Origin of the sequence: Salinimicrobium sp. 3283s, from assembly GCF_039602225.1 — a bacterium.
In the GTDB taxonomy this organism is placed as follows: Bacteria; Bacteroidota; Bacteroidia; order Flavobacteriales; family Flavobacteriaceae; genus Salinimicrobium; species Salinimicrobium profundisediminis.
This window is the reverse complement of sequence record NZ_CP143631.1, coordinates 2,192,190-2,215,713: the sequence shown is the minus strand read 5'-3', so window position 1 is coordinate 2,215,713 and position 23,524 is coordinate 2,192,190. Positions and strand designations below refer to the sequence as shown.

At 40.5% G+C, this 23,524-nt stretch carries 14 protein-coding genes, 1 rRNA gene and 1 pseudogene; 6 read left to right on the top strand and 10 right to left on the bottom strand.

The features are described from left to right. Window positions 1-19: 19 nt before the first annotated feature. Window positions 20-1,541: ribosomal RNA gene (locus VS868_RS09790) — 16S ribosomal RNA — on the bottom strand. 1,070 nt (window positions 1,542-2,611) lie between these two features. On the opposite strand from VS868_RS09790, the gene VS868_RS09785 reads away from it, so the two are divergent. Beyond that, entirely contained in the window at window positions 2,612-2,878 is a 267-nt protein-coding gene (locus tag VS868_RS09785; protein WP_345597108.1) for a hypothetical protein, read from the top strand. Window positions 2,879-3,262: 384 nt separating this feature from the next. On the opposite strand, the gene VS868_RS09780 is transcribed toward VS868_RS09785, so the two are convergent. Beyond that, window positions 3,263-5,209 (bottom strand): putative porin, encoded by a 1,947-nt coding sequence (locus VS868_RS09780; RefSeq protein ID WP_345597106.1) that lies wholly within the window; start codon window positions 5,207-5,209, stop codon window positions 3,263-3,265. A 211-nt stretch (window positions 5,210-5,420) separates the two neighbouring features. On the opposite strand from VS868_RS09780, the gene VS868_RS09775 reads away from it, so the two are divergent. Beyond that, on the top strand, window positions 5,421-6,089 hold the full coding sequence (locus VS868_RS09775) for a hypothetical protein (protein ID WP_345597104.1): 669 nt from the start codon (window positions 5,421-5,423) through the stop codon (window positions 6,087-6,089). A 109-nt stretch (window positions 6,090-6,198) separates the two neighbouring features. On the opposite strand, the pseudogene VS868_RS09770 reads toward VS868_RS09775, so the two are convergent. The 4 genes and pseudogenes from VS868_RS09770 to VS868_RS09755 all read right to left on the bottom strand — a co-directional run bounded on the left by VS868_RS09770 (window position 6,199) and on the right by VS868_RS09755 (window position 13,800). Beyond that, a pseudogene (locus VS868_RS09770) lies at window positions 6,199-7,395 on the bottom strand (IS256 family transposase). A 1,012-nt stretch (window positions 7,396-8,407) separates the two neighbouring features. Further along, window positions 8,408-9,316, bottom strand: a complete 909-nt coding sequence (locus VS868_RS09765) for a hypothetical protein (protein ID WP_265162583.1) — start codon at window positions 9,314-9,316, stop codon at window positions 8,408-8,410. 16 nt (window positions 9,317-9,332) lie between these two features. Continuing rightward, window positions 9,333-10,787 carry a RagB/SusD family nutrient uptake outer membrane protein gene (locus VS868_RS09760; protein WP_265162582.1) on the bottom strand — a complete coding sequence of 485 codons (1,455 nt, stop codon included), beginning with the start codon at window positions 10,785-10,787 and terminating at the stop codon, window positions 9,333-9,335. A gap of 13 nt (window positions 10,788-10,800) precedes the next feature. Next, entirely contained in the window at window positions 10,801-13,800 is a 3,000-nt protein-coding gene (locus tag VS868_RS09755; protein ID WP_265162581.1) for a SusC/RagA family TonB-linked outer membrane protein, read from the bottom strand. A gap of 335 nt (window positions 13,801-14,135) precedes the next feature. Between VS868_RS09755 and VS868_RS09750 the strand changes: the two genes are divergently transcribed. From VS868_RS09750 to VS868_RS09740, 3 genes are all read left to right on the top strand, one after another. Further along, complete coding sequence (locus VS868_RS09750; RefSeq protein ID WP_345597098.1) at window positions 14,136-14,735, top strand: ribonuclease HII; 600 nt, start codon at window positions 14,136-14,138, stop codon at window positions 14,733-14,735. Between the two features lie 22 nt (window positions 14,736-14,757). Next, window positions 14,758-17,181, top strand: a complete 2,424-nt coding sequence (locus tag VS868_RS09745) for a hypothetical protein (RefSeq protein ID WP_345597096.1) — start codon at window positions 14,758-14,760, stop codon at window positions 17,179-17,181. Between the two features lie 178 nt (window positions 17,182-17,359). Next, window positions 17,360-17,740 carry an endonuclease domain-containing protein gene (locus VS868_RS09740; RefSeq protein ID WP_266069318.1) on the top strand — a complete coding sequence of 127 codons (381 nt, stop codon included), beginning with the start codon at window positions 17,360-17,362 and terminating at the stop codon, window positions 17,738-17,740. A 91-nt stretch (window positions 17,741-17,831) separates the two neighbouring features. On the opposite strand, the gene lipB is transcribed toward VS868_RS09740, so the two are convergent. Both lipB and VS868_RS09730 read right to left on the bottom strand, forming a co-directional pair. Next, window positions 17,832-18,542 (bottom strand): lipoyl(octanoyl) transferase LipB, encoded by a 711-nt coding sequence (lipB, locus tag VS868_RS09735; RefSeq protein ID WP_345597092.1) that lies wholly within the window; start codon window positions 18,540-18,542, stop codon window positions 17,832-17,834. A gap of 11 nt (window positions 18,543-18,553) precedes the next feature. Further along, complete coding sequence (locus VS868_RS09730) at window positions 18,554-18,715, bottom strand: YqaE/Pmp3 family membrane protein (protein ID WP_266069320.1); 162 nt, start codon at window positions 18,713-18,715, stop codon at window positions 18,554-18,556. Between the two features lie 120 nt (window positions 18,716-18,835). Between VS868_RS09730 and lysS the strand changes: the two genes are divergently transcribed. Beyond that, the gene (lysS, locus tag VS868_RS09725) at window positions 18,836-20,533 is read left to right on the top strand and encodes a lysine--tRNA ligase (protein ID WP_266069321.1); all 1,698 of its coding nucleotides are present in this window, start codon (window positions 18,836-18,838) and stop codon (window positions 20,531-20,533) included. Window positions 20,534-20,580: 47 nt separating this feature from the next. Here lysS and VS868_RS09720 read toward each other — a convergent pair whose 3' ends face one another. Beyond that, window positions 20,581-21,585, bottom strand: a complete 1,005-nt coding sequence (locus VS868_RS09720) for a type IX secretion system membrane protein PorP/SprF (RefSeq protein WP_266069322.1) — start codon at window positions 21,583-21,585, stop codon at window positions 20,581-20,583. Window position 21,586: 1 nt separating this feature from the next. Continuing rightward, on the bottom strand, window positions 21,587-23,446 hold the full coding sequence (locus VS868_RS09715; RefSeq protein WP_345597086.1) for a T9SS type B sorting domain-containing protein: 1,860 nt from the start codon (window positions 23,444-23,446) through the stop codon (window positions 21,587-21,589). Between the last annotated feature and the right edge of the window lie 78 nt (window positions 23,447-23,524).

The window sequence follows — 23,524 nt, the reverse complement described above, 5'->3', positions numbered from 1 at the left end:
TAAGAGGCAAAATCTCTAGAAAGGAGGTGTTCCAGCCGCACCTTCCGGTACGGCTACCTTGTTACGACTTAGCCCCAGTTACCAGTTTTACCCTAGGCGGCTCCTTGCGGTGACCGACTTCAGGTACCCCCAGCTTCCATGGCTTGACGGGCGGTGTGTACAAGGCCCGGGAACGTATTCACCGCATCATGGCTGATATGCGATTACTAGCGATTCCAGCTTCACGGAGTCGAGTTGCAGACTCCGATCCGAACTGTGATAGGGTTTATAGATTCGCTCCTGGTCGCCCAGTGGCTGCTCTCTGTCCCTACCATTGTAGCACGTGTGTGGCCCAGGACGTAAGGGCCGTGATGATTTGACGTCATCCCCACCTTCCTCACGGTTTGCACCGGCAGTCTGATTAGAGTTCCCGACATTACTCGCTGGCAACTAATCACAGGGGTTGCGCTCGTTATAGGACTTAACCTGACACCTCACGGCACGAGCTGACGACAACCATGCAGCACCTTGTAACTTGCCCGAAGGAAAAGGTGTTTCCACCCCTGTCAAGCTACATTTAAGCCCTGGTAAGGTTCCTCGCGTATCATCGAATTAAACCACATGCTCCACCGCTTGTGCGGGCCCCCGTCAATTCCTTTGAGTTTCATTCTTGCGAACGTACTCCCCAGGTGGGTTACTTATCACTTTCGCTTAGCCACTCAGCTCTCAATCGAGCCAAACAGCTAGTAACCATCGTTTACGGCGTAGACTACCAGGGTATCTAATCCTGTTCGCTACCTACGCTTTCGTCCATCAGCGTCAGTAAATTATTAGTGATCTGCCTTCGCAATCGGTATTCTATGTAATATCTATGCATTTCACCGCTACACTACATATTCTAACCACTTCATAATTACTCAAGGTATGCAGTATCAATGGCAGTTCTACAGTTGAGCTGCAGACTTTCACCACTGACTTACAAACCCGCCTACGGACCCTTTAAACCCAATGATTCCGGATAACGCTTGGATCCTCCGTATTACCGCGGCTGCTGGCACGGAGTTAGCCGATCCTTATTCATACGGTACCGTCAAGCCCCTTCACGAAGGGGTGTTTCTTCCCGTATAAAAGCAGTTTACAACCCATAGGGCAGTCTTCCTGCACGCGGCATGGCTGGATCAGGCTCTCGCCCATTGTCCAATATTCCTCACTGCTGCCTCCCGTAGGAGTCTGGTCCGTGTCTCAGTACCAGTGTGGGGGATCTCCCTCTCAGGACCCCTACCTATCGTAGCCATGGTAAGCCGTTACCTTACCATCTAGCTAATAGGACGCATACTCATCTTTTACCGCCGAAGCTTTAATTATCAAACGATGCCATTTAATAATACCATGGGATATTAATCCGGGTTTCCCCGGGCTATGCCCCTGTAAAAGGTAGATTGTATACGCGTTACGCACCCGTGCGCCGGTCGCCACCATCCGAAGACGTGCTGCCCCTCGACTTGCATGTGTTAAGCCTGCCGCTAGCGTTCATCCTGAGCCAGGATCAAACTCTTCATCGTTAAATCTTATATACTTTAACAACTACTAAAGGAATTCCTCTTATTCATCCCGTTTAACCGGGAATCAAAGCTCAAAACGTTCTTCTAGTCTTAATTCTTATTTGCATTTGTTGCTAATTAAAGCAACATACGCGCTGTCAATTCAATATGTCAATGAACTCAAACCCCCTCCGCCTTCGGCACCTCCCCTTTACAAGGGGAGAATCATTCCGTATTACTGGAAGGATCGTCTTGTTGAAATCAAAGGAGTCGAACCTTATTCTACCTCACCCAACCCGGGATTTCGTTTCAGCATGTTTTTATGAACTTTCGCTCTCTCTCAAAGCGGCTGCAAATGTACAACCTTTTTTGAAACTGACAAGAAAAAAAATTTATTTTTTTTCAGCCACTCTCGAAGCTAATCCCGTAAAAGCGGATGCAAACTTACAACCTTTATTACTTAACTTCAAAATGTTTTTTAGAGAACTTTTTCAACCCTAAAAGAACACTTACCGTGCCTCTCAAAGCGGATGCAAAGATAAAACCAATTTCCTTTACAATCCAAGATAAAATTCAAAAAAATTTCAGAGAACTTATTCGCTTTAAAGGCTTGCTACATATAGGCTCAGACACCGTCTCTCCTATCCCGTCACTCCCTCTCAAAGCGGCTGCAAATATACAACTGAATTCTAATCCCACAAGCCTCCAACAAAAATATTTTAAGGTTTTTTTGACATTTTTCTAAATCCTAAAACTAAGGTACTGAAAATGAAATTTTTGAAGAGAGATTTTTTCTACACTTTTTTATCCTGAAATTGAAAGTAGAGGATGTATGGTTACAAGGATGGGCATTTTTCGATGGTGCGACCCCTTCGGGGTCGGGATCATCATGGTATCCAGGTTAAAAACATGTGACCCCGTCGGGGTCGTGTGGTTGACGGCTTCAGGTGTTATATACATGAGACCCCTTCAGGGTCATGGCTTTCCTCCACTCCTGTTATAATTATGCAATTTCTCCGCGATTGTAGGTTCGTGATATATTCTTATATATAATATGTGGTGTGAATCACACCATGAGGAGGTACAATTTTATGAAAGCACTATATATACCCTCTTCAGACGCTAAAGACATACCTTATGAGATAAGAGGTCCTAAAAATGGCATTTTTGAGAGGTGGCGTTTCGTAAGGTGCGACCCCTTCGGGGTCGGGATCATCACGGCATCCAGGTTAAAAACATATGACCCCGTTGGGGTCGTGGGGTTGACAGCATCAGTTGTTATAAGCAGGAGATCCCTTCAGGGTCTGGTTCGTGAAGTGTTCCTGTTATTGAAAGAAGGAAACACATTGGGGTCTTGAAGTCATGACCTGCTACGTTACAAACATAAGACCCGATAAGGTCTAACCATCCGGATCCAAAGGATCCGGTATTTGTATTATTCTTCGGCAGGGATGACCCCGAAGGGGTCAAATGTTTATAGCTGATAAACGAAATATCCATCGAATTACATTAATAGGAATCAAAAACATACAATCAAATCCGATTATTTTAATGTCAATTGAAAACGAAAAACCCCAATCCCATAACATTATTATGAATCGAAGATGTTTGTCCGCGTTAGGGACCTGCCTACCGGCAGGCAGGTAGCAGCGGAAATCCTTTTTGCAAGGCACGAGCAAAAAGATTGAAGCGGATAGCCCGACCCGCATGAGCGGTAGCGAAGGCGGGGAACGCCCAAATAATTACATAAAGAAATTCCAGACCAATCCAAACCTTATTCCAAAATCGCGTGAGGGATAGAGTGGTGCCGAGAAATTGTTATTTGCTTCAATTAGATAATTCAGGTTTTCCAGTTTGAAGAAGATCCGGGCCTGTCGTATTTTACCATTGAAGAAAAAATCTACAGTTGGAAAGCCTTCGACTTGTTGCGAATTCTGAACATAAAATTCTGCAAGAACAGGATCATACCCATTCATCTCGTAGTTTGTAAAGTAATTTAGCGTAAAACCGGTCTGAAGATAAAGTGCCCGCTGGAACCAGTAGTCTTTATAGTAAAAGGTGTTCCTGGTGACCAAATCGGGTACATTTAGTACCTGCCCCCCATCTAAAACAGTCTGGTAAAGCAAGGTGTTATTAAGCGCAAATTTGCCCAGGCTAAATTCCCTGCTCCCCTTCACCTTTACATAACTCACCTGATCGTTGTGCTGAAATGGCCTTACAAATCCTGCTTCCCCTACAGCGAAGTAAGCCATATCATTAATTGTAGAGAATTCTACGTTGGCATTCAACCATTGAGGCGCCCAGAGGTCAAAACCCAGAGACTGCCGACTTTCATTTGAAAAGGAGGTTTGCCAGTTGTAGTTTATATAGTCACTCTGGTAGAGTAGAAAATTATAATTGGGGGCATGATCATTAATATTGGCCGTGGCTGCAACCACAAAATCTGAGGACAGCGCATATGAAAGTCGGGCGCCGAGGTCATATCCTTTAAAATCTCCTGTTAAGTTGATCATTCCGCTCGCTTTGAACTGAAAGTCACCCAGAGTACCCAGATAATCTCCCCCTGCTGAAAGTATATCTCCCTGAAGCCTGTTCACTATATACCCTCCTTCAAGATCTAGCACGGTATTATAGCCATAGTTATAGTGGGTGTGCTTTCCGCGGGCAATAATTCTTGCAAGATTCCCGGCTGTAAAACCAACATAGACCTCGTTGGATGTTGATGTGAGCCGGGTTATATCTTTTAAACCCACCTCTTCGAAAGAGGGCCCAAAGAGTTCACTGGCTGAAGCCTGTTGAAACTGATATTTCTTATAGGTATGATTTAAACGGTGACCAATCCTGAAGTCCCGCTGTACAAGAGAATCTGCTCTTTTATAAAGTGCATATGAGTGGTCGATAAAAAATCGTTTCCCAAATAATGTAGATTGAGCATCTTCAAAGTTCACGTCAAGCCGGGAGCGATCTTCAAATTCGGGATTTTCTGCAATGTATTGATCAAGGGACGTGGCTGTAAGTCCGCCGTTTTCTTCATTAAGAAGGTCCTGTGAAACAAAATGTGTTTTCATATTGTACCTGCCGTTTGGGGAACTATAACTGAGTGTAGTTCTAAAATTTCCGGTACTGGTGAGCATATGCCGATATCGACCTAACGAGCGAAGTCCTTTATATCCTATTGAAATATTGAGATTAGGAGAGGTGTTTACAGTAAAAAGAGCATCAGCTGCCTGACCTTGTTCGAATACTGTCTTAAAAAAAAGTTCGGTAAACGGGGTAGGAACACTATAGTAGAAGATGTCTTCTACTTCCATAAAATTATAATGTCTCGCTCTTGCGCCAAATTGAGGAAGTACCTCCCGCTCTTCAATAAAATTATACGTTAGCCGATTATAAGAACGACCGACATTTGAAAATGGCAGTAATCCAAAATTGTCTTTTCTAAGATAGTTAAACCGGTAATCCTTGTATATATGAAGCGTGGTATCTACTGTTGTGGTATCGTTTTCTACAGAAATAATCTTGTAGAGATCAATTGGGGCTTTTTCAACATAAGATTCATTTTTTGGGTCACGTGCAGTTTGATCCTGCCCCTGAATATTATTCCCTGCACGATTAAGCCTTCTTTCCTGGGCCAGTAAACCAAAGGGGATTAAGAATATAAGAACAAGTGAAATTGTTATTTTCTTCATATAAATCATTAACTGGAACAAAAGTATGATAAATGAAATAACATGATTAGAAAATAAAAAAAAACCTTCACGGATACACATTCTATAGGGTCATTTGAGAATAAGATATACAATCGAGAATAATTAATAAAAATTCCCTCTCTTCATAATTACAACCTACACCTTTGGCATAATTTTAGTAGATTAGTCGAAAATCTATAAAATATAAATTATGAAGTTCTGGCTTGTTTTATGCTTATTTATCGCTCCATCTTTACTACTTACTGCTCAGAATATTAACTTACCTACGGAATATATTAGAAACACTATTGGTGGAGAAAAAACTTTACCTGTTAATATACAAGGAAGTCCATATCCCACAGAAGAGTTTCAACATGGAACCGTCAATATCCTTGATAAATCATTTACCACATTAGTAAGATACAATGCCTTATCAGATGCATTTGAAATAAAAGATCCAACAGGCGAAATAACTACTTTGCTAAGAAGACCTGATATCACAGTAGAATTAAATGGCAGTGATTACGAAATAGAATATTTTATTGATGACGATGGGAATAGGCGCCAGGGATACTTCCAAAAATTTAATGATGGTGATGCAGTCTTTTTAAAAAGACGAGGAGTCATTAAACAAGATGCAGTGAAAGCCACTAGCAGTTATGGACGAGATAAGCCAGCATCCTTAGATCATTATGAAAAGTATTTCTTGAAAAATGGAGACTCTCCGGCTGAAGAAGTGAGATTAAAAAGAAAGGATATCCTAAGACAACTGAATAATGAGGAAGTAGAACAATTTGTGAAGAAACATAAATTTAAGCTAAAGAAGGAGTCTGAAGTTATCCAAACATTAGAATACTACAATTCCTTGAATAAAGAATGAAACTAAATTTTTCATCTTAATTTTTCGTTCAGAGCAGACTTTTAAAATATTAAACATGACACTATCCCGTAAAGTGTGTAAGTTCTAAATAAAGGGGTTTAACTTTTATCTAAAGTTGAACCCTTTCTTCGTATATAGTCAAGAACTGATTGAGGACGATTCCCCAATTTCTAATGGGCATAGACCATTTTTTGGTTGCTTCCTTTAAAGCCAAATATACAGATTTCATTACAGCATCATCGGTTGGGAAGGATAATTTGTTTTTAGTGTACTTTCTGATCTTACCATTCAGGTTCTCAATAAGATTGGTGGTGTAAATGATTCGCCTGATCTCCAGCGGGAACTCATAAAAGACGGTAAGGTCTTCCCAGTTGTCCCTCCAGCTTTTTATCGCATAAGAATACTTAGAGTTCCATTGGGTGGCAAAATCTTCCAAGGCAGCTTCTGCGGCTTGTTTGGTAGGTGCATCGTATATCAACTTCATATCCTTGGTAAAGGCTTTTTTATCTTTCCAAACTACATACCTACAGGCGTTTCTGATCTGGTGAACCACACAGATTTGAGTTTTAGACTGTGGAAAAACATTCTTAATGGTATCCGTAAATCCATTGAGATTATCGGTAGCAGTGATTAAAATGTCCTCAACTCCCCGGGCTTTCATATCGGTCAATACGCTCATCCAGAAGGCGGCAGATTCATTCTTTCCTAACCAAAGGCCAAGAACTTCCTTTTTACCATCTCTTCTAAGGCCTACAGCTATGTAAATGGTTTTGTTGACTACCTTAGAGTTCTCTCGAACCTTGAATACGATTCCGTCCATCCAAACGATCAGATACACAGGCTCTAAAGGACGATTTTGCCAGGCTACGATATCATTGCTGATTCTGTCTGTAATTCTGGATATAGTAGAAGTAGAGACATCAAAACCCTACACCTCAGAGATTTGCTCCTCAATATCGCTATTGCTCATTCCCTTTGCATATAGTGATACAATAACATTTTCAATCCCGTCCACCATGTTTTTTCGTTTGGGAACGATCATGGGATTAAAAGAGCCATCACGGTCGCGGGGAACCTTTATAGTGTCTTCACCGTAAGAGCTGCGAACCTTTTTCTGAGAATAACCGTTCCTGGTATTTCCAGATCCAGACTTTTGGTTCTTGTCATAATCCAGATGGCCATCAAGTTCACCTTCAAGCATTTTCTCTAATCCTCGTTTTTGAAGTTGCTTGAGAAAGCTGCTAAGTTCTTCTCCGGATTTAAACTGTTTTTAAAACTCATCATCGAATAGATCTTCTTTTTTCATCAATGTGTAAATATTAGTGCCTGGATTTTGCAGGCAAGGTTAAAAAAATAACGGGGCTAACAAACCCCGTTATTCAATACTTACACAGTTTTTAATATAGTCCCTTAAACATTTTAAAGAGTTAAAAAAACCTGTAAAGTAACCCTTTACAGGTTTTTTTAACTTCATATAAGATCTATATCTAAAATTCTTAAAATAAGTTATTGCAATTGTATAGTAATTACACCATCTGCCCCCTACTGATTTCATATTGCCCACCTTGAGACCAACCTGAAATGTGCAGAGCAGTATTGCAAACTCTGCGAAGTGATGAACTAAAAAAAAGATAAGTTTTTTAATTATTAATGATTCTCAACTCTGTAAAGTCGCCAAAATATGTTAAGGGTATTATCTCGCGGCAAATATCTGCAAAAGTCATCGTTAAGCTAGCGTACCTTAAGCCAAAAATCATTCTGATAAAAATGACCAAACTTCTGTTATTTAATTATAGAATTAGAAATAGCATATTCTGTAGCCCTATCTTCAAAGTGGATTTACACAAGATATACGACCTGTTTATAACCTACTAAAACCTATTATACTGGGATAACTATTTGCTTTTGTTAGCAGATGTCTCAGACCATGTGGAAGAATCTTTTTTGAATTGAAACATTATAGTGCTAATTGGAAAGGTCAATTTTATTTTTAGGTGCGCAGTATTCAATTTTTCATTAGAACCTCTTTTTAATTTATGGGCTAGCGTCTCTTTTTTAAAGGTATGGATACTGGCTTTGGTGAGACCTTGTCTAATATATTATATTTATTTAAGCATACCCACACTGTGCTGCTCACTTGAATCTAATATATATACAAGGCTATAATCCTTTTATGTTCGTTTAATATATTATTTGTTGAAGAACTAATGATAAAATCAGATTACCATCCAATTTATTTCAGAAAAAGGGTTGAGCAAAAAAAGGGCTGCTCAATATAATTGAGCAGCCCTTTTTCATACTATTAACGCGTTTAAACGTTACTCTTCAGAAGAACCGTCGCCTTCTCCTGGATCATTCGACTCAACAGTATCCAGAGTAATTGTTTCTTTAAACTTAACTCCTCCATAAGCAGCAGGATTAATTACATCACCTCCAACTTTTAAAACAGGGAAAATCTGAAGTACTTTCTCACAAGAGTTGAGTACTGCACCTGTAGCACTCACAGTATATTCATATTCATCTCCATCATAAAGTGTGGTAACATGATATTGTTCTGCTATAGATAATTCTCCTGTTTCAAGGTTTACATCAACCTTTACAGGTGCGCTGTCAATAATTTGTTCACCCCAAAATTCAGGACCTTCAAGCCATTGATGCGCTAGACCAGTCATCATCAATTCTCCATTATCATTCAAAAAGGTTTCTACTTCTGTTTGATAACCATAGTGTTCGCTCCAGCTTCCCGGCCCGCTCCAGGTACCAACATACTCATCTAGAGTAGTCGTACACCATCTGAACATTTCTACCTCATACTCTCCAAGGGTGATACTGGCATCAGATCCTTCAATTCCAACAAGATCGAGTGCCAAAACAGAACTGCCTGTTTCAGGAATTGCATCGAAATCTGCAGTGATCGTAATAGTCCCAACAAAAGAATTAGCTGGAATTACCAGATTACTAATCTCATACTGATCTGGGGTAGCCGTAGTGTTCTCCTCATCAATCTCTACTTCAATAGATCTATCCGAAGAAGATCTTGTACTAACAGCCACTTCTACAGTAGTAGATCCTCCCTCTTCTGCTACAGGAATACTTCCTGAAGATGAAGAAAATTCAGCTAAAGTCTGTCCATTATTTACATCATAAATAAGTGGATCTTCCTCACAACCAACAAAGGCAACTGCTAGGAGAACCAATGTTGAAAGTTTAAAAATTTTATTTTTCATTATTATTTATTTTAAATTAATAACCTGGATTTTGTTGTTCTCTCAATTCAGGTGTCGCTGTTAATTCAACGATTGGAATTGGAAAAGTAAACCTGTAGTCTGTGACATCTAAAGAACATGCATTATTAACAGCACAATCTGCCGGAGCTCTTTCTATTCCTCTGTTACCACGCTCACCTAATCTCTTAAGGTCCTTATACCGGTGTCCTTCATAAGCTAACTCAATTCTTCTTTCGTCCAGAATAGCACCAAAAGCTTCAGTCTTACTTGCATAAACTGGTATCTGAGTATCAGCGCCTAATCTTAAGTCTCTTAATTGCTTAATAAGAGCAGCAGCATCTTCTAACCGATCCATAGCAACATATGCCTCTGCAAGAATTAACAACATTTCAGATGCTCTGAAAACTTTCAAATCATTCATCAACGGTTGAGATTCAGAACCAGAATATTTATCAATTACCGGAACCTCTGTCGTTGACTCGGGATGAAGCAAAACATTAAAACGTACATCAGCAGGATTTAATTCATTTAATAAAGACTGACTCATTACATAATAAACTCCCCCGTCTGGTCCAGGACCTGTAAATGCCCAATTAACTCCAACATAACCGGCACCGGCAGGACTTCCTGAAGCTCCCTGTTGGTCATAGTTATCACCAATTGTACGTTCCAGTTCAAAAATAATTTCAGTATTTCCTTCATCCTCCCAAATATTTTCATACTCTAAAGAATCGGCTATTGCGTAGTCTTCTAACAATTCTGAAGCATAGGTAGCAGCGTCAGGATAATTCTCACGGTATGCAGCCATACGAGCACGTAAGGCAGTAACAAAATCCTGACTCACAAAAGTTGCATTTGACTCCTCAACCAGAAGGTCTTCAGCTTTATTTAAATCATCTTTAATAAAAGCAAAAATTTCTCCATTTGTACTTCTAAGAACAGCTTCATCATTAATCGACGGCACATAATCAACTAAAGGCACACCTAGAGCTGAATCATCAGCATAATCAGTTGTGAAATAAGACTGTAACTGGAAGTAGAAAAATGCACGAAGCGCATAAGCCTGACCAAGAATACTATTATATTTCTCTTGTTGACCCTCTGACGGCTCAATACCTTGTGCTCCTTCAATTACCCTGTTAACCGCGTTAATAGCGGCATAATTACTTGTCCAAATCACAGCTGGGCCAGCAGACGAAGGATTTAAAACGAAACCATAATCCGACTGTCCCTGCCCTCCATTTTCCGGTGCATCAATACTCACCTCGTCTGTCCAGATAGTAGTGAAATAGATTTCCGGGTTAAGATCAAATTGTGCGTAAACCCCTGTTAATCCAAGTTCAAGGTCATTAACATTTTCATACGCTTGTTCTGCCGGTAAACGTCCCGGTTGATCAATTTCTATCGCATCATCACAACTTCCAAAGAAGAACAGAAGACCGACAACATAAATTAGATTTAATTTTTTCATTTTTTATTTTTTTTTAAAAAGCTAATTCTACTCCCAATGAAATAATTCTTGGTGTTGGGTAATCCCATTGAGCACTCTGTAAAGCCTCTACATCAAATCCCCTCCATTCAGAAAAAGTAACTAAATTCTCAGCGTTGGCGAATATTCTTAATTGATTAAAACCAGTAGGTTCTAAAAATCTATTTGGAACATTATACCCGACACCTAAAAACCTGATCCTTAAGTGATCTGTACTTCGCAAATACCTATCAGAAGTATAAGTGTTAATATTAGTCGCTGTAAGAGAAGGAATATCAGTCACCCTATTTTCTGGAGTCCATGCTCTAGCCAAGTCTCTGTTATGTCTAAAGGTACCTATACTAGAGGGATCCTGATAACCCGCAAGATCAAAATCAAATCTATCCCCACCTACGGCATAGTTAAACTGAGACTGTATAAAGAAACCTTTGTAATCCATGTTTATACCAAAACTTCCAGTATAATCAGGATAAATGTTTTTATCAGTCCACACTCTATCGGTATCAGTATTAGGAGTTTCTGTAACATCTCCGTCTGCTGTATAAAACAACACATTTCCATTAGCTGGGTTCACACCTGCAAATCTAATAACATAAATTTCTCCAAACTTTCCACCTTCACGTCCAATGTCTTCAATTACTCCAGTTTCACTTGGAAGATCAACGAATTCTTGTTTGTTATAATTCCCTACGAAATTCACATCCAAATTAAATCCTCCAGGACCACCTCTTAGAACATCATATTTAAGGTTCACATCATACCCCTGGTTTGTTAAAGAACCAATGTTTGTATTAATACCGGTTGTAGCATTAATTGCTGAAACTGGCATACTCTGGAACAAATCTTCTGTTTTTTTCCAATAAGCATCAAAAGACCCTCTCAACCTCCTGTTGAAAACTTCAAAATCAACACCAACATTCGTTTGTGTCACAGTTTCCCACTTAAGGGTAGGGTTTCCAATTTGACTAAGGAAAATTGCATTCTCTCCTCCATATCCAACACCAGAAGCAAATAAACTCTTCCCTAAATCTGGACCTGAGAAATATGTATCTCCTGTAATTCTTTGGTTTCCGGCAGTACCATGAGATGCACGTAGTTTAAGAATATCAAAAACAGAGCCATCCATAAAATCTTCATTATTAATGTTCCATCTTGCGGAAACAGAATAGAAAGTCCCCCATTTATTGGCATCCGGGAATCTATAAGAAGCATCACGTCTCACTGTCGCACCTAAACCATAGGTAGTATCATAATCATAGTTTATTTGACCAAAATAGGAGAAAAGCCCTGCATTTCTGCTAGTAGCAAATGCTTCATCAGTATACCAGTCATTTTGAGAGTTATCACTAATAAAACCAGCACCGTCTCCCAAAGCAAAAGTTTTTGAGAATAAACCGTTAGCTGTGTAGCCAAAACTTCTTAGGTGAGCTTTGAAATACTCTGTAAATACTCCTACATCAAGAGTATGCTTATCCCAGGACTCATTAAAGTTAAGAGAGGCTACCTGGTTGTAACTAAACACCCTACGGCTGCTCTGAGTCTGCCGGCCATCATTGTCATTACCTGTTTCAGCAAAAAGAGCGATGTTAAAAGACTCTGAAGGAACCGCCTGAACATAAATTTCATTTTCATAATCTGCACTCATTACAATACTAGCAGACAAATAGTCGGTGATATTATAATTAGCATTAAAACTTCCTAATATTTTTACTTCTTCATCAGCCTGTCTGAAGTACTTTAATTTATCCATTAACATATATGGAGTCGCGGTAAAAGATGCTACAGGTGCCTCAGCCCATTCTTCATATCCTGAAGGCAACACATAAGGCAAGGCTTGAAAAGCTCCCAAAACAAAATTTTGGTTTACTCCACCCGTTCCAATACTACTAGGTTCATTTGAATTAGAATAATTTATAGAAAAACTAGATCCATAATTAAACTTGTCATTATCTGATTTTCCAGTGATGTTATTTCTAAAGTTGAATCTCTTCAAATCTGAACCTTTTAAGATTCCCTGAGTATCATAGAAACCAAGCGATGTAAATTGAGTAGCTCTTTCTCCACCACTAGAAAGATTAAGGGTATTATTCTTAGTAATACCAGTTCTGAAGAAATGGTTAAGCCAATCTGCAGATTCAGCTGAAGCAATTTCTTCTTCACTCATTGAAGCACCTCTTCCTGACCCGTAAAGATTTTCTAATCCAAGCTCCTCTGGTGCATTGTTTAAGTCATAATCATGATCTTGAAGTTTATTCCAACTTATAATGGATGTAGCACTGATTTGTAACGGAGAATCAAAATTCCCTTGTTTAGTTTCAATGATCACCACACCGTTAGCACCACGGTTACCGTAGATAGCAGTTGCACCTGCATCTTTTAGCACAGAGATCGATGCGATATCCTGAGGGTTCAAACTACGAAAGTTACTTTCATCAACAGGGATACCGTCGATAAGAAATAATGGCTGAGTATTACCATTGATAGAGTTAACACCTCTAAGGTTAATCACAGAAGCCGCTCCTGGCTGACCACTGTTTGTAGAAATGTTCAATCCCGCAACTTGTCCAGATAAAGTCTGCACAACACTGGCATTAGGTCGATTCTCAATAGATTCCGAACTAACAGTAATTGATGCAATATTAGACTTCTCCTTTGTCGAGGTGCGATAACCCTGTACAATAACCTCATCAAGCTCGGCAGCATCAGGGCTTAGAGTTACATTAATTGTATTAAGATTAGCAATAGGATATTCTATAGTTTCAAAACCAAGGTAAGAAAAAACAAGAATCTCATTCTCACTAGCCCTAATACTATAATTCCCATCGAAATCAGTCTGTGTCCCTCTATTTGTGTTTTTAACAAGTACGTTAACTCCAGGTAAGGGCAAACCTTCAGAATCGGTAACCATCCCGGCTATCGTTCTGTCTTGCGCAAACGAAATTTGCACCACCAACACCAGTAATAGTGTTAGTATTCCACTTAATCTTCTTTTCATTTTATAAATTATTTGAATTAGCCAACGCCAAAAATGGTAATAAAATCTTAATAAAACAAGGTTGGCTTATAAACTAAGCTGTTAATTATTTAAGAAGTTGATGAAACTCCACATCTATAACCTTATAGTTGATAAAATTAATTTCTCGATTTTGCCGTAATAGCTAAAAAAAAGAGATTTCTTTAATAATAAAACACAAACATCTAAGTTGTTCTATATTGAACAAATTGAACACAGCTTTTCAACATAAGACTTTCCCGCTGTTTTGAAATTTCTACTTTTGCAGCTACCTTAATATTTAAGGAATTTACATTTCTTCTCAATTCAGCTTTCCCATGTTAGCAAAGAGCTTTTCTAAACTTCCATTAGAATGCGGCACAGATGAAGCCGGCAGGGGTTGCCTTGCAGGGCCGGTAACTGCGGCTGCCGTTATCCTACCTAAAAATTTCCGGAATAAGATCATCAATGACTCAAAGCAACTCAATGCACTTTCCAGAAACAAATTGCAGAAAATCATCAGGGGAAAGGCAGTCTGTTATTCGGTGCAACATATTTATATGGAAGAAATAGACGAAATCAACATCCTAAACGCCTCTATCAGGGCAATGCACAAATGCATAGAAAACCTGAACCCCATACCCGAATTCATTATCGTAGACGGCAACAGGTTCAAGAACTATAAAGAAGTTCCGCACGAGTGTATTATAAAAGGAGACGGCAAATTTCTAAGTATTGCAGCAGCGTCAATTTTAGCCAAGACTTACAGAGACGAGTTCATGACCAGAATTCATGAAGAATACCCCATGTACAACTGGAAACAAAATAAAGGCTACCCCACAATTGAACATCGCGAAGCCATCAAAAAATACGGAGTCACAAAGTACCACCGCAAAAGCTTTAAGCTCCTGCCCGAGCAACTGGAACTTTCTCTTTAAAATTTACTACATTCAACTTCCCATGAAGAAGATCCTGACTTTTTTTAGCACCCTGTTATTCTTTTCCTGCGCCAACGAAGCCCCTGTTTCGGGAGAACTTACCGACTTTTTGCCCCAGGACCCGGCGGTAATAGTGCAGATGGAAAACCCCGATCTTTTCTTCAGCAATATCCAAAACAACGATTTTCTCAAGCTCAATTCCGAAAATGATCTTTACCTTCAAATAAAAGAAGGACTCGGGATCCTGAAATATTTCCCTCATCAAAAAGAGGCACTACTCGTCCTTGTCCCTAAAGCCGAAAAATCCCTGGATTTTCTATTTATTAGTCGCGATAACCTCAAACCCAAAAACCTAGACTCTATCCCCAACCGGCAGGTAGAAACAATGAATTTTGATGATCTCGAGGTGCAAAAATATGTGTTGGAAGGTAAAACAGCTTTTTCAACACATATAGATAGCATTAGTTTGTTAAGTAACTCCCTGCCCTTATTAAAAGAAACCGCCCGGGGCAATTCAGCCTTGAGTAAGGATCTGCAGGTGGCTTTTAAAGCAGCCTCTCCCAAAAAAACTTCTGTATTTCTGAATTCCGATAAAGCAGCTCCTTTCCTTAAAAAGCTCTTTTTGACACCTTTTTCAAACTTTACTAAATGGACTGTCGTTGATACCGACATTTCCCAGAACGACATCAGGCTTAACGGTATCACCATTGCTTCCGATTCTCTTCCGCGCCTCATCAATGTCTTCAAGGAAGTAGGGACTTCAAAAAACACCCTGGCCAATATCACTCCCGTGACCAGCTCCGGATTCAATTCCGTAAGCTTTCAGGATTTTAAAAAATTGAATGAGAATTTGCTCTTTTTGAGAGGTAAGGAAACAGAAACTACCTTTACTGAAGAAATTTCCCTCCTCACAGCAGCCAGCGAAGCGGGAAGTATTCATCTTGCTGAAGGTTTAGTGTTCGCTATACGCTCTGCGGAAGCTGAAAATGGCCTGCAGACATTAAATTATGAGCCGGAACAAACTGAAGAATTCCGTGGGCTACCCATCTACAAATTTCCCCACTCCAATTCTTTTTCTGAAATACTTCAGCCGTTACTGAATCCAAAAGACCTCCATTTTTTGACATTTTTGGATAGCTACATACTCTTTTCTGAATCTTCCGAAGCATTGAAGGAAGTGATTGCCGCTGTTCAGGATGATCTCGTATTGTCAAATACCGAAGCTTACAAAACCTCTTCAGAAAATCTCAGTTCAGAAGCTTCACTTTTGATCATCCGGAACAACCAGGCAGAAGGAACAAATGAAACAGAGCAACTTGACTACACTAATTACCCCATTACAGCGGTTCAATACATCTACCAGGACAATTTTGCCCACCTGCACAGTGTGGTGGCGAAAAGTGCTGCTCTAAAAACCGACAAACCGACTTCGCAGGCCGCGAATGTTGCCCTGGCGGCAGCCCTGAACTCTCCGCCGGTCTTCTTCAAAAACCATCGCTCCAACGGAATGGACATTGTAGCGCAGGATGTTCAAAATACGCTGTACCTCATCTCGCCAGAAGGAAAGATTTACTGGAAAAAAGACCTGGGATCTCCCATTTTAGGAGAAGTACAAACGGTAGATATTTTAAAAAATGGCAGATATCAACTTGCCTTTGCGACTCAAAATGAAGTTCACGTCATAGATCGTGATGGGAACCCCGTTAAACCTTTCCCTCTTAAGTTTAGAGATAAGATTACCCAGCCTTTGTCTGTTTTTGATTACGATAAGAAACGTGATTATCGTTTTGTGGTCACGCAGGGGCGCGATGTTTATATGTACGATCGCAAAGGAAAAGGTGTAAAGGGGTTCAATTTCTCTAAAGCAACTTCAGAAATTATTCAGCCTCCAAAACACATTAGGATAGGCCGAAAAGATTACATCGTAATTCCTGAAACTTCCGAAAAACTGAATATTCTTAGCCGCACCGGAAAAATTCGCGTTCCTGTGAAGCAAGATCTAAATTTCTCTGAAAATGCATGGTACGAGTACAACGGGAATTTTGTTTCTACAAACACTTCAGGCCAGATCTTAAAGATCAGCGAAAAGGGAAATGTGAAAAAGGAGGATCTTGGCCTTGCTGAAAATACCCGCATCACAGCCACCGAAAAAACCCTGGTCACCCTTTCAGAAAATGAGCTCAGCATCAAAGGAAATGCTGTGACCCTTGACTTCGGACTATACGACCATCCGCAGATCTTCTTCCTCAACAACAAGATCTACGTCTCAGTAACCGATCTTCAAGCTAAAAAAGTATATCTGTTTGACAGCAATGCCAGTTTAATAGACGGGTTCCCTGTTTACGGAAATTCTTTAATAGACCTCTCCAATGCCGACGCAGATGCAGCTTTGGAATTAGTGGTGCAGGGCGAAGAGAATGGGATTTTGGTTTATGAGGTGAATTGATCTTAACCCCTAAATCCCCTAAAGGGGACTTTAAATTTCTGTTTATTTTTATTTTACTTCCAAAATAAAGCGCCTTCTGAAAGGTGGGAGCAAAACTGAAATATATTGCACTTTTCATCTCTAGGTTCCTTGTGGGAGATTTTTCAAATTTTCATATTTTTCAAGTAAATAAAGAATTATGGAGAGCAATATTTATGATATGTTCTATGGAGCATCTCCCATTATTCATAAGCAGGCGAGAGAATTACGCGGAAAGGAAACAAAGGCAGAAAAGCTACTTTGGAGTTTTCTATGCAACCGCCAACTACAGGTGAAATTCCGAAGACAACATCCAATAAATCAATATATTGTTGACTTCTATTGCCATGAGCTAAAATTAGTGATAGAAGCAGATGGAGGGATTCATGATCGGAAAGAACAAAAAGAATACGATCATATGCGGAATGAACATCTTCAGAAATTTGGGATTACTCTAATGAGATTTAGGAATTCAGAAATCTTCAATACAACTGAGCATGTGGTAAGATTAATAAAAAATCAGGTTGATAACCTTAGGTAAATCCTCTCTTTAGGGGGTAACAGCAGAATATTATTAACTTCAAAACCCATATCCTCTAAAGGGGACTTTTCAGAAACAGCTAAAGCCCCCTTTAGGGGGTTGGGGGTACTAATTCAGCTTCAAAAAGGGCAGAAAAATGCTTCTTTATTTTTTGCTTCACCTCCTCTACAGGAACTTCTTTTACTCCCAGCTCTACATTGAGTGAGGTTACTGCCTTTCCTTTAATTCCGCAGGGAATGATGTTATCAAAATAACCCAGGTCTGTATTCACATTAAAGGCAAAACCGTGCATGGTAACCCAGCGGCTGGCACGCACCCCCATTGCGCAAATCTTTCGCGCAAAAGGCGTATCACTATCCAGCCACACTCCTGTTTCCCCTTTACTGCGGCCTGCTTTGATCCCGTACTCTTCAAGAGTGAGAATTATAGTTTCCTCAAGAAGCCTTAAGTATTTATGGATGTCTGAAAAGAAATTTTCAAGATCGAGTATAGGATACCCCACAATTTGTCCGGGTCCGTGATAAGTAATATCACCGCCCCTGTTGATCTTGTAAAAGGTGGCATTTTTTAGCCCCAGTTGTTCCTCATTGATGAGGAGATGCGACATATCTCCGCTCTTTCCGAGGGTATAGACATGGGGATGCTCTACAAAAAGCAGGTGATTTTTGGTGGCCTTTGAAGTTCCTTCTCTGCGGTTGGCAATCTTTTGATCGAGTATTCCCTGAAACAATTTCTCCTGGTACTCCCAAATCTCCTTATAATCCCGCTGCCCTAACTCCTCAAATTCAATGTTCCTGTTCAAATCTTTTCTTTTTACCTGCCTTTGTTATTATTCAGGATGATTAGTGCGGCAATTACTCCCGGCACCCAACCTAAAAGTGTAAGTATAAGCACGATAAGAATAGAACCACAACCTCTGTCTATCACAGCAAGGGGTGGAAAAAGGATCGACAATATTACTCTCCAAACACTCATAGGCAGCTGCAAATATATTAAAATCTACACCAACCAAATTAGCGCTTTACCGGTTAAAAAACAATTGATTGGTTGCGGTATAGTCTGTATCTTTGCAAGTCGAATCTTGAACTAAAGAAAATGCATTTATCTGAACAGGAACTCATTCGCCGGGAGAAACTCGATTCCCTGCGAAAACTGAATATAGACCCTTATCCCGCGGCACTTTATCCCGTAGATCATACTACTTCGGAAATAAAGTCTGAATTTGAAGAAAATAAAAAGGTCGTCATTGCCGGGAGACTTATGTCCCGAAGAATACAGGGAAAGGCTTCTTTTGCTGAAATTCAGGATTCCACCGGAAGAATTCAGGTGTATTTCAACCGTGACGAGATTTGCAAGGGAGATGATAAAAGCAAATACAACGACGTATATAAAAAACTTCTTGATATAGGGGATTTTATAGGCATTGAAGGTAAGCTCTTTAACACGCAGGTGGGTGAGAAAACAGTAATGGTTGAGAATTTCACACTTCTTAGCAAATCATTAAAACCGCTTCCGCTTCCAAAGACCGATAAAGAAGGTAAGACTTTCGACGAATTTAATGATCCCGAGTTGCGTTACCGCCAGCGTTATGCCGATTTGGTAGTGAACCCAAAAGTGAAAGAGATCTTTGTAAAAAGGACTAAGCTATTCACTGCAATGAGGAACTTCTTTAACGACAAAGGCTACTTTGAAGTTGAAACCCCCATTTTACAATCTATTCCGGGAGGAGCTGCTGCGCGGCCTTTCATAACGCACCACAACGCATTAGATATCCCGCTTTACCTGCGGATTGCTAATGAACTTTACCTTAAAAGGCTTATTGTAGGTGGCTTTGACGGAGTTTATGAGTTCTCCAAAAACTTCAGAAATGAAGGAATGGATCGCACGCACAACCCCGAATTCACGGCGATGGAGATCTATGTAGCTTATAAGGACTACAACTGGATGATGGAATTTACCGAAAATCTCCTGGAACACTGCGCTGTTGCCGTAAACGGAACTACAGAAGCCACTTTTGGAAAACATCAGGTAGATTTTAAAGCGCCTTATGCCAGAGTGACAATGACCGATGCCATCAAACAATTCACCGGATTTGACATTACAGGCAAGTCTGAAAAAGAACTTTTTGAGGCCGCAAAAGGCATGGGCATCGAAGTTGATGACACTATGGGTAAAGGAAAACTTATTGACGAGATCTTCGGTGAAAAATGTGAAGGCAACTTCATACAGCCCACATTCATCACAGATTATCCAAAAGAAATGAGTCCGCTTTGTAAGGAGCACCGTGAAAATCCGGAGCTTACAGAGAGGTTTGAGCTTATGGTCTGCGGAAAAGAGATTGCCAATGCTTATTCTGAGTTAAATGATCCTATAGACCAAAGAAACCGTTTTGAAGAGCAGCTACAATTATCTGAAAAAGGCGATGATGAGGCTATGTTTATAGACAATGATTTCTTACGAGCACTGGAATACGGAATGCCCCCAACATCGGGCCTTGGTATTGGAATGGATCGTTTGATCATGTTCCTTACCAACAAACAATCTATACAGGAAGTATTGTTCTTCCCACAGATGAAGCCCGAAAAGAAAGCAGCCACACCAAAACCTGAGGATTTCATAAAAATCGGAGTTCCGCAGGAATGGGTAGATACAGTGATGCACGAATTTGGTACTGTTGCCAAACTTCAGGAAAACAAACCTACCCAGGTTCATCAAAAGCTCAACGGACTAAGAAAGAAAAATAAATTACCCATTGCTGCACTGCAGCTGGAAGAGGTAGAAAAGTGGTTCTAAAATGCCATTTTTGACAGTTTATAAAGAGGAGCCTTCGGGTTCCTCTTTTAGTTTATGGCCGGGCACCCACAGTGATATCGGGTTCTTGGTGCACCAAAATTATATCCAAGGGTAATTTGATGAAAACCACTGTTACTAAGCACCACTTCATTAAACTGCCGGGAAAACGTGTAACCCACCAAAAATTTCCTGTATTCCACACCGGCAAAAGGAGTGAGATATCTCAGGTTTTCTGTATCACCTTCCATTTTATCCAGCCCCTGCCGGTAAGACAATCCGGCCCATATTTGCCCGAACTCAAAATTCCGGTAGGCCTTAAGGTTAACATCTGCAAGTTTTTCCGAAGTATCTTCCACAAGTTGCAGCATGGCCGAAGGCTCCAGGTACCAGTCATAAGCCGGTGAAATAATGTAACCGGCAGTTAAAAAATACCGTCTTTGATTAGTAGCGATGTTATGACTATTAAACAATTCCCTCGTAACTGGTAAAAGATTTTTTGCAGTGGCATGTATATAAAGATCTTTATTGAAGTACGACATTCCCACATCCATATTCGCGTAACTTACCGAAGCCTTCTCCTGCCCCAGCAGCGGATCGGGTTGGGTAAAGCCGCTTTGGTCAAGCCGATGCTGAATAACCCCTGCACTAATTCCAAAACTCAGCCTATGCAATTGAAGGTCTCCTGCAGGTAACCTCAAATGGTAGGCGAATGCCCCATACGCCCCAGATTTAGAGAAATTTCCATTCCTGTCGTTAAATAGAATGGCACCTATCCCCTCTTTGTTGCCCAATCTGCCATTAATGGTAAGCGTCTGCAATCCCGGTGCATCATCTATATCAAACCACTGCTGCCGGGCCGTTAACCGCAGTTGATTGTTAACTGCCGCCCCTGCAAGAGAGGGGTGCAGCAGGAAAAGATTATCTGTAAGATAGTCTGAATATGTCGGAATGATCTCCTGCCCTCTACTCTCCCCAATATTGAAAAAAGTACAGAGAATAAGGATCCAAAAATGGGATTTTAAGAGGCTGTTATTTTGCTTCTGTTCAACCATGTTAACGCTTTAATGAAAAGTGGCCTTTTTGAGGCTCAAAACCATCTATAAATATTTGATACCAGTAATCTTCTGAAGGCAGTTCCTTTCCATTGTAAGTGCCATTCCAGGAAAATCCGGCGCCACTTCCGGCAGCCAGTAACTTCCCGTACCTGTCAAAAATCCTGATTTCAGAATTGCTGAAATATTCAACTCCTTTAAGTTCAAAGTTGTCATTAAAGCCATCACTGTTAGGGGTGATGAATTGGGGAATGACAATATGCGGAAATTCTTCGGAAACAGTTTTACAACCTTCTAGATCGCGTATATAAGCAGTATATATTCCGCCGGAAATATTCTGAAAAACATTTGACTGCTGAAAGTGAATCCCATCCAGAGAAAATTCGAATTCCCCTGAATTTGCTGCTTCTATGATCACCCTGTTTGCTTCCGAAGTAATTTTGGCAATTTCGGCAACCGCTACAGCTGCTACTTCAAATGTTCTCAAAGCACTGCAGCCATTGGAATTTGTCACTATTACTGAATAGTTTCCGGGATTAGTCACAGAGATCGTCCTGCCCGAAGCTCCGGTGCTCCAGTTGTAGCTGAAATTTCCAGGCCCGGCATCAAGCTCGACCGTATTGCCGGCGCACAATTGCAACTCCTCATCCATTGTTTGAGGTACAGTAAAAATTTTCAAAGTAACCGGAGTGCGGGGCCCGGGTTCACAATTAAAACCCGATTTCACAGCTTCGGCATAATAAGTTCCGGCAACTGTAGGCACAAAAGAATTTCCTGTTCCAACCTCAACGCCTCCTGTAACTTTATCAAACCAGGTTACAGATTCATCTGGCTCCACATTTACCTTAAGTGCAGGAAATGGGTCTCCCTCACATATATTTTCATCTCCGCTACTTACCGGCGCCAAAGGAGTTTCCACAAAGTACACAGCAAAAGATTCGGAAACCGAGCTACAGAGATTATCGTCAAGATTTACCGAATTTTCGGCTACTTTAACCCTGTAATACCGGGTAGAGTTAATAGCCGGAGAAGAGTACACTGTGCCTGTTGCCCCCAAAATATCCTGCCAGTTATTGGCATCTGTACTTTCCTGCCATTGAAAAGCATGACTTTTATACACCGTATGGTCTGGGGTAGCGGTTAATGCCACACTCACGGGAGCATCGGGTTCACAAACTTCAAGAGAACTTCCTGCCGTTGTACCAGAGGTAATTTCCGTGAGGTCTCCACAAGACCTGAAAATAATATCGTCAATAGCGAGATCGTTTCCGCAGCCACCAATCCCATTGTTGAACATTTTAAGGATCACCAGGTCCTGCCCCGGCTGAGACTGGAAGGTCAATGCAAACTGTTCCCAGTAAGGGGTAGACGAAGAATGGATATCTCCTGTATCACCCTCGGCTAGCAACTGAGTGTCGGTTTTATCCCAAATTTGAAACCTCACATTTATTGGAATGCCTCCATTTGCACAACCAGTACGAATAGGACTTAGAATATTCATAAGGTAAGCCGAAAACTCATAAGTGGTGGCTTCACACAACCCGGAGATTTCTCTTTTAAAGAACAATCCGGCATTTTTATCGTCGGCATTGACTATTAATGCGTTTCCATTAGATAAAGTGGTGTTGGGCAGAGAAGAATGCCAGTCTTGAATTCCCTGGCCAATTGTACTTGAAATAGTATAATAACCGTCCTGAGGATCTCCCGAAACACGCGGATAACTTGTAGTCCCGGCTGGTAAAGTACCAGACGAAAAATCTTCATGGAAAATAGCGTCTCCCTTACTGCCGGGACAAAATCCCAGCTGGGAAAAGACATTTCCAGATAAAAGGAAGAAAATAAGAAAGCAGGAAACCCTCATCTTCTTTCAAAGGTACAGGAAACCCTCAAATTTTAAGAAATTTTTAGCATCTTATTTAAATGCAAATGCTACCAGTTA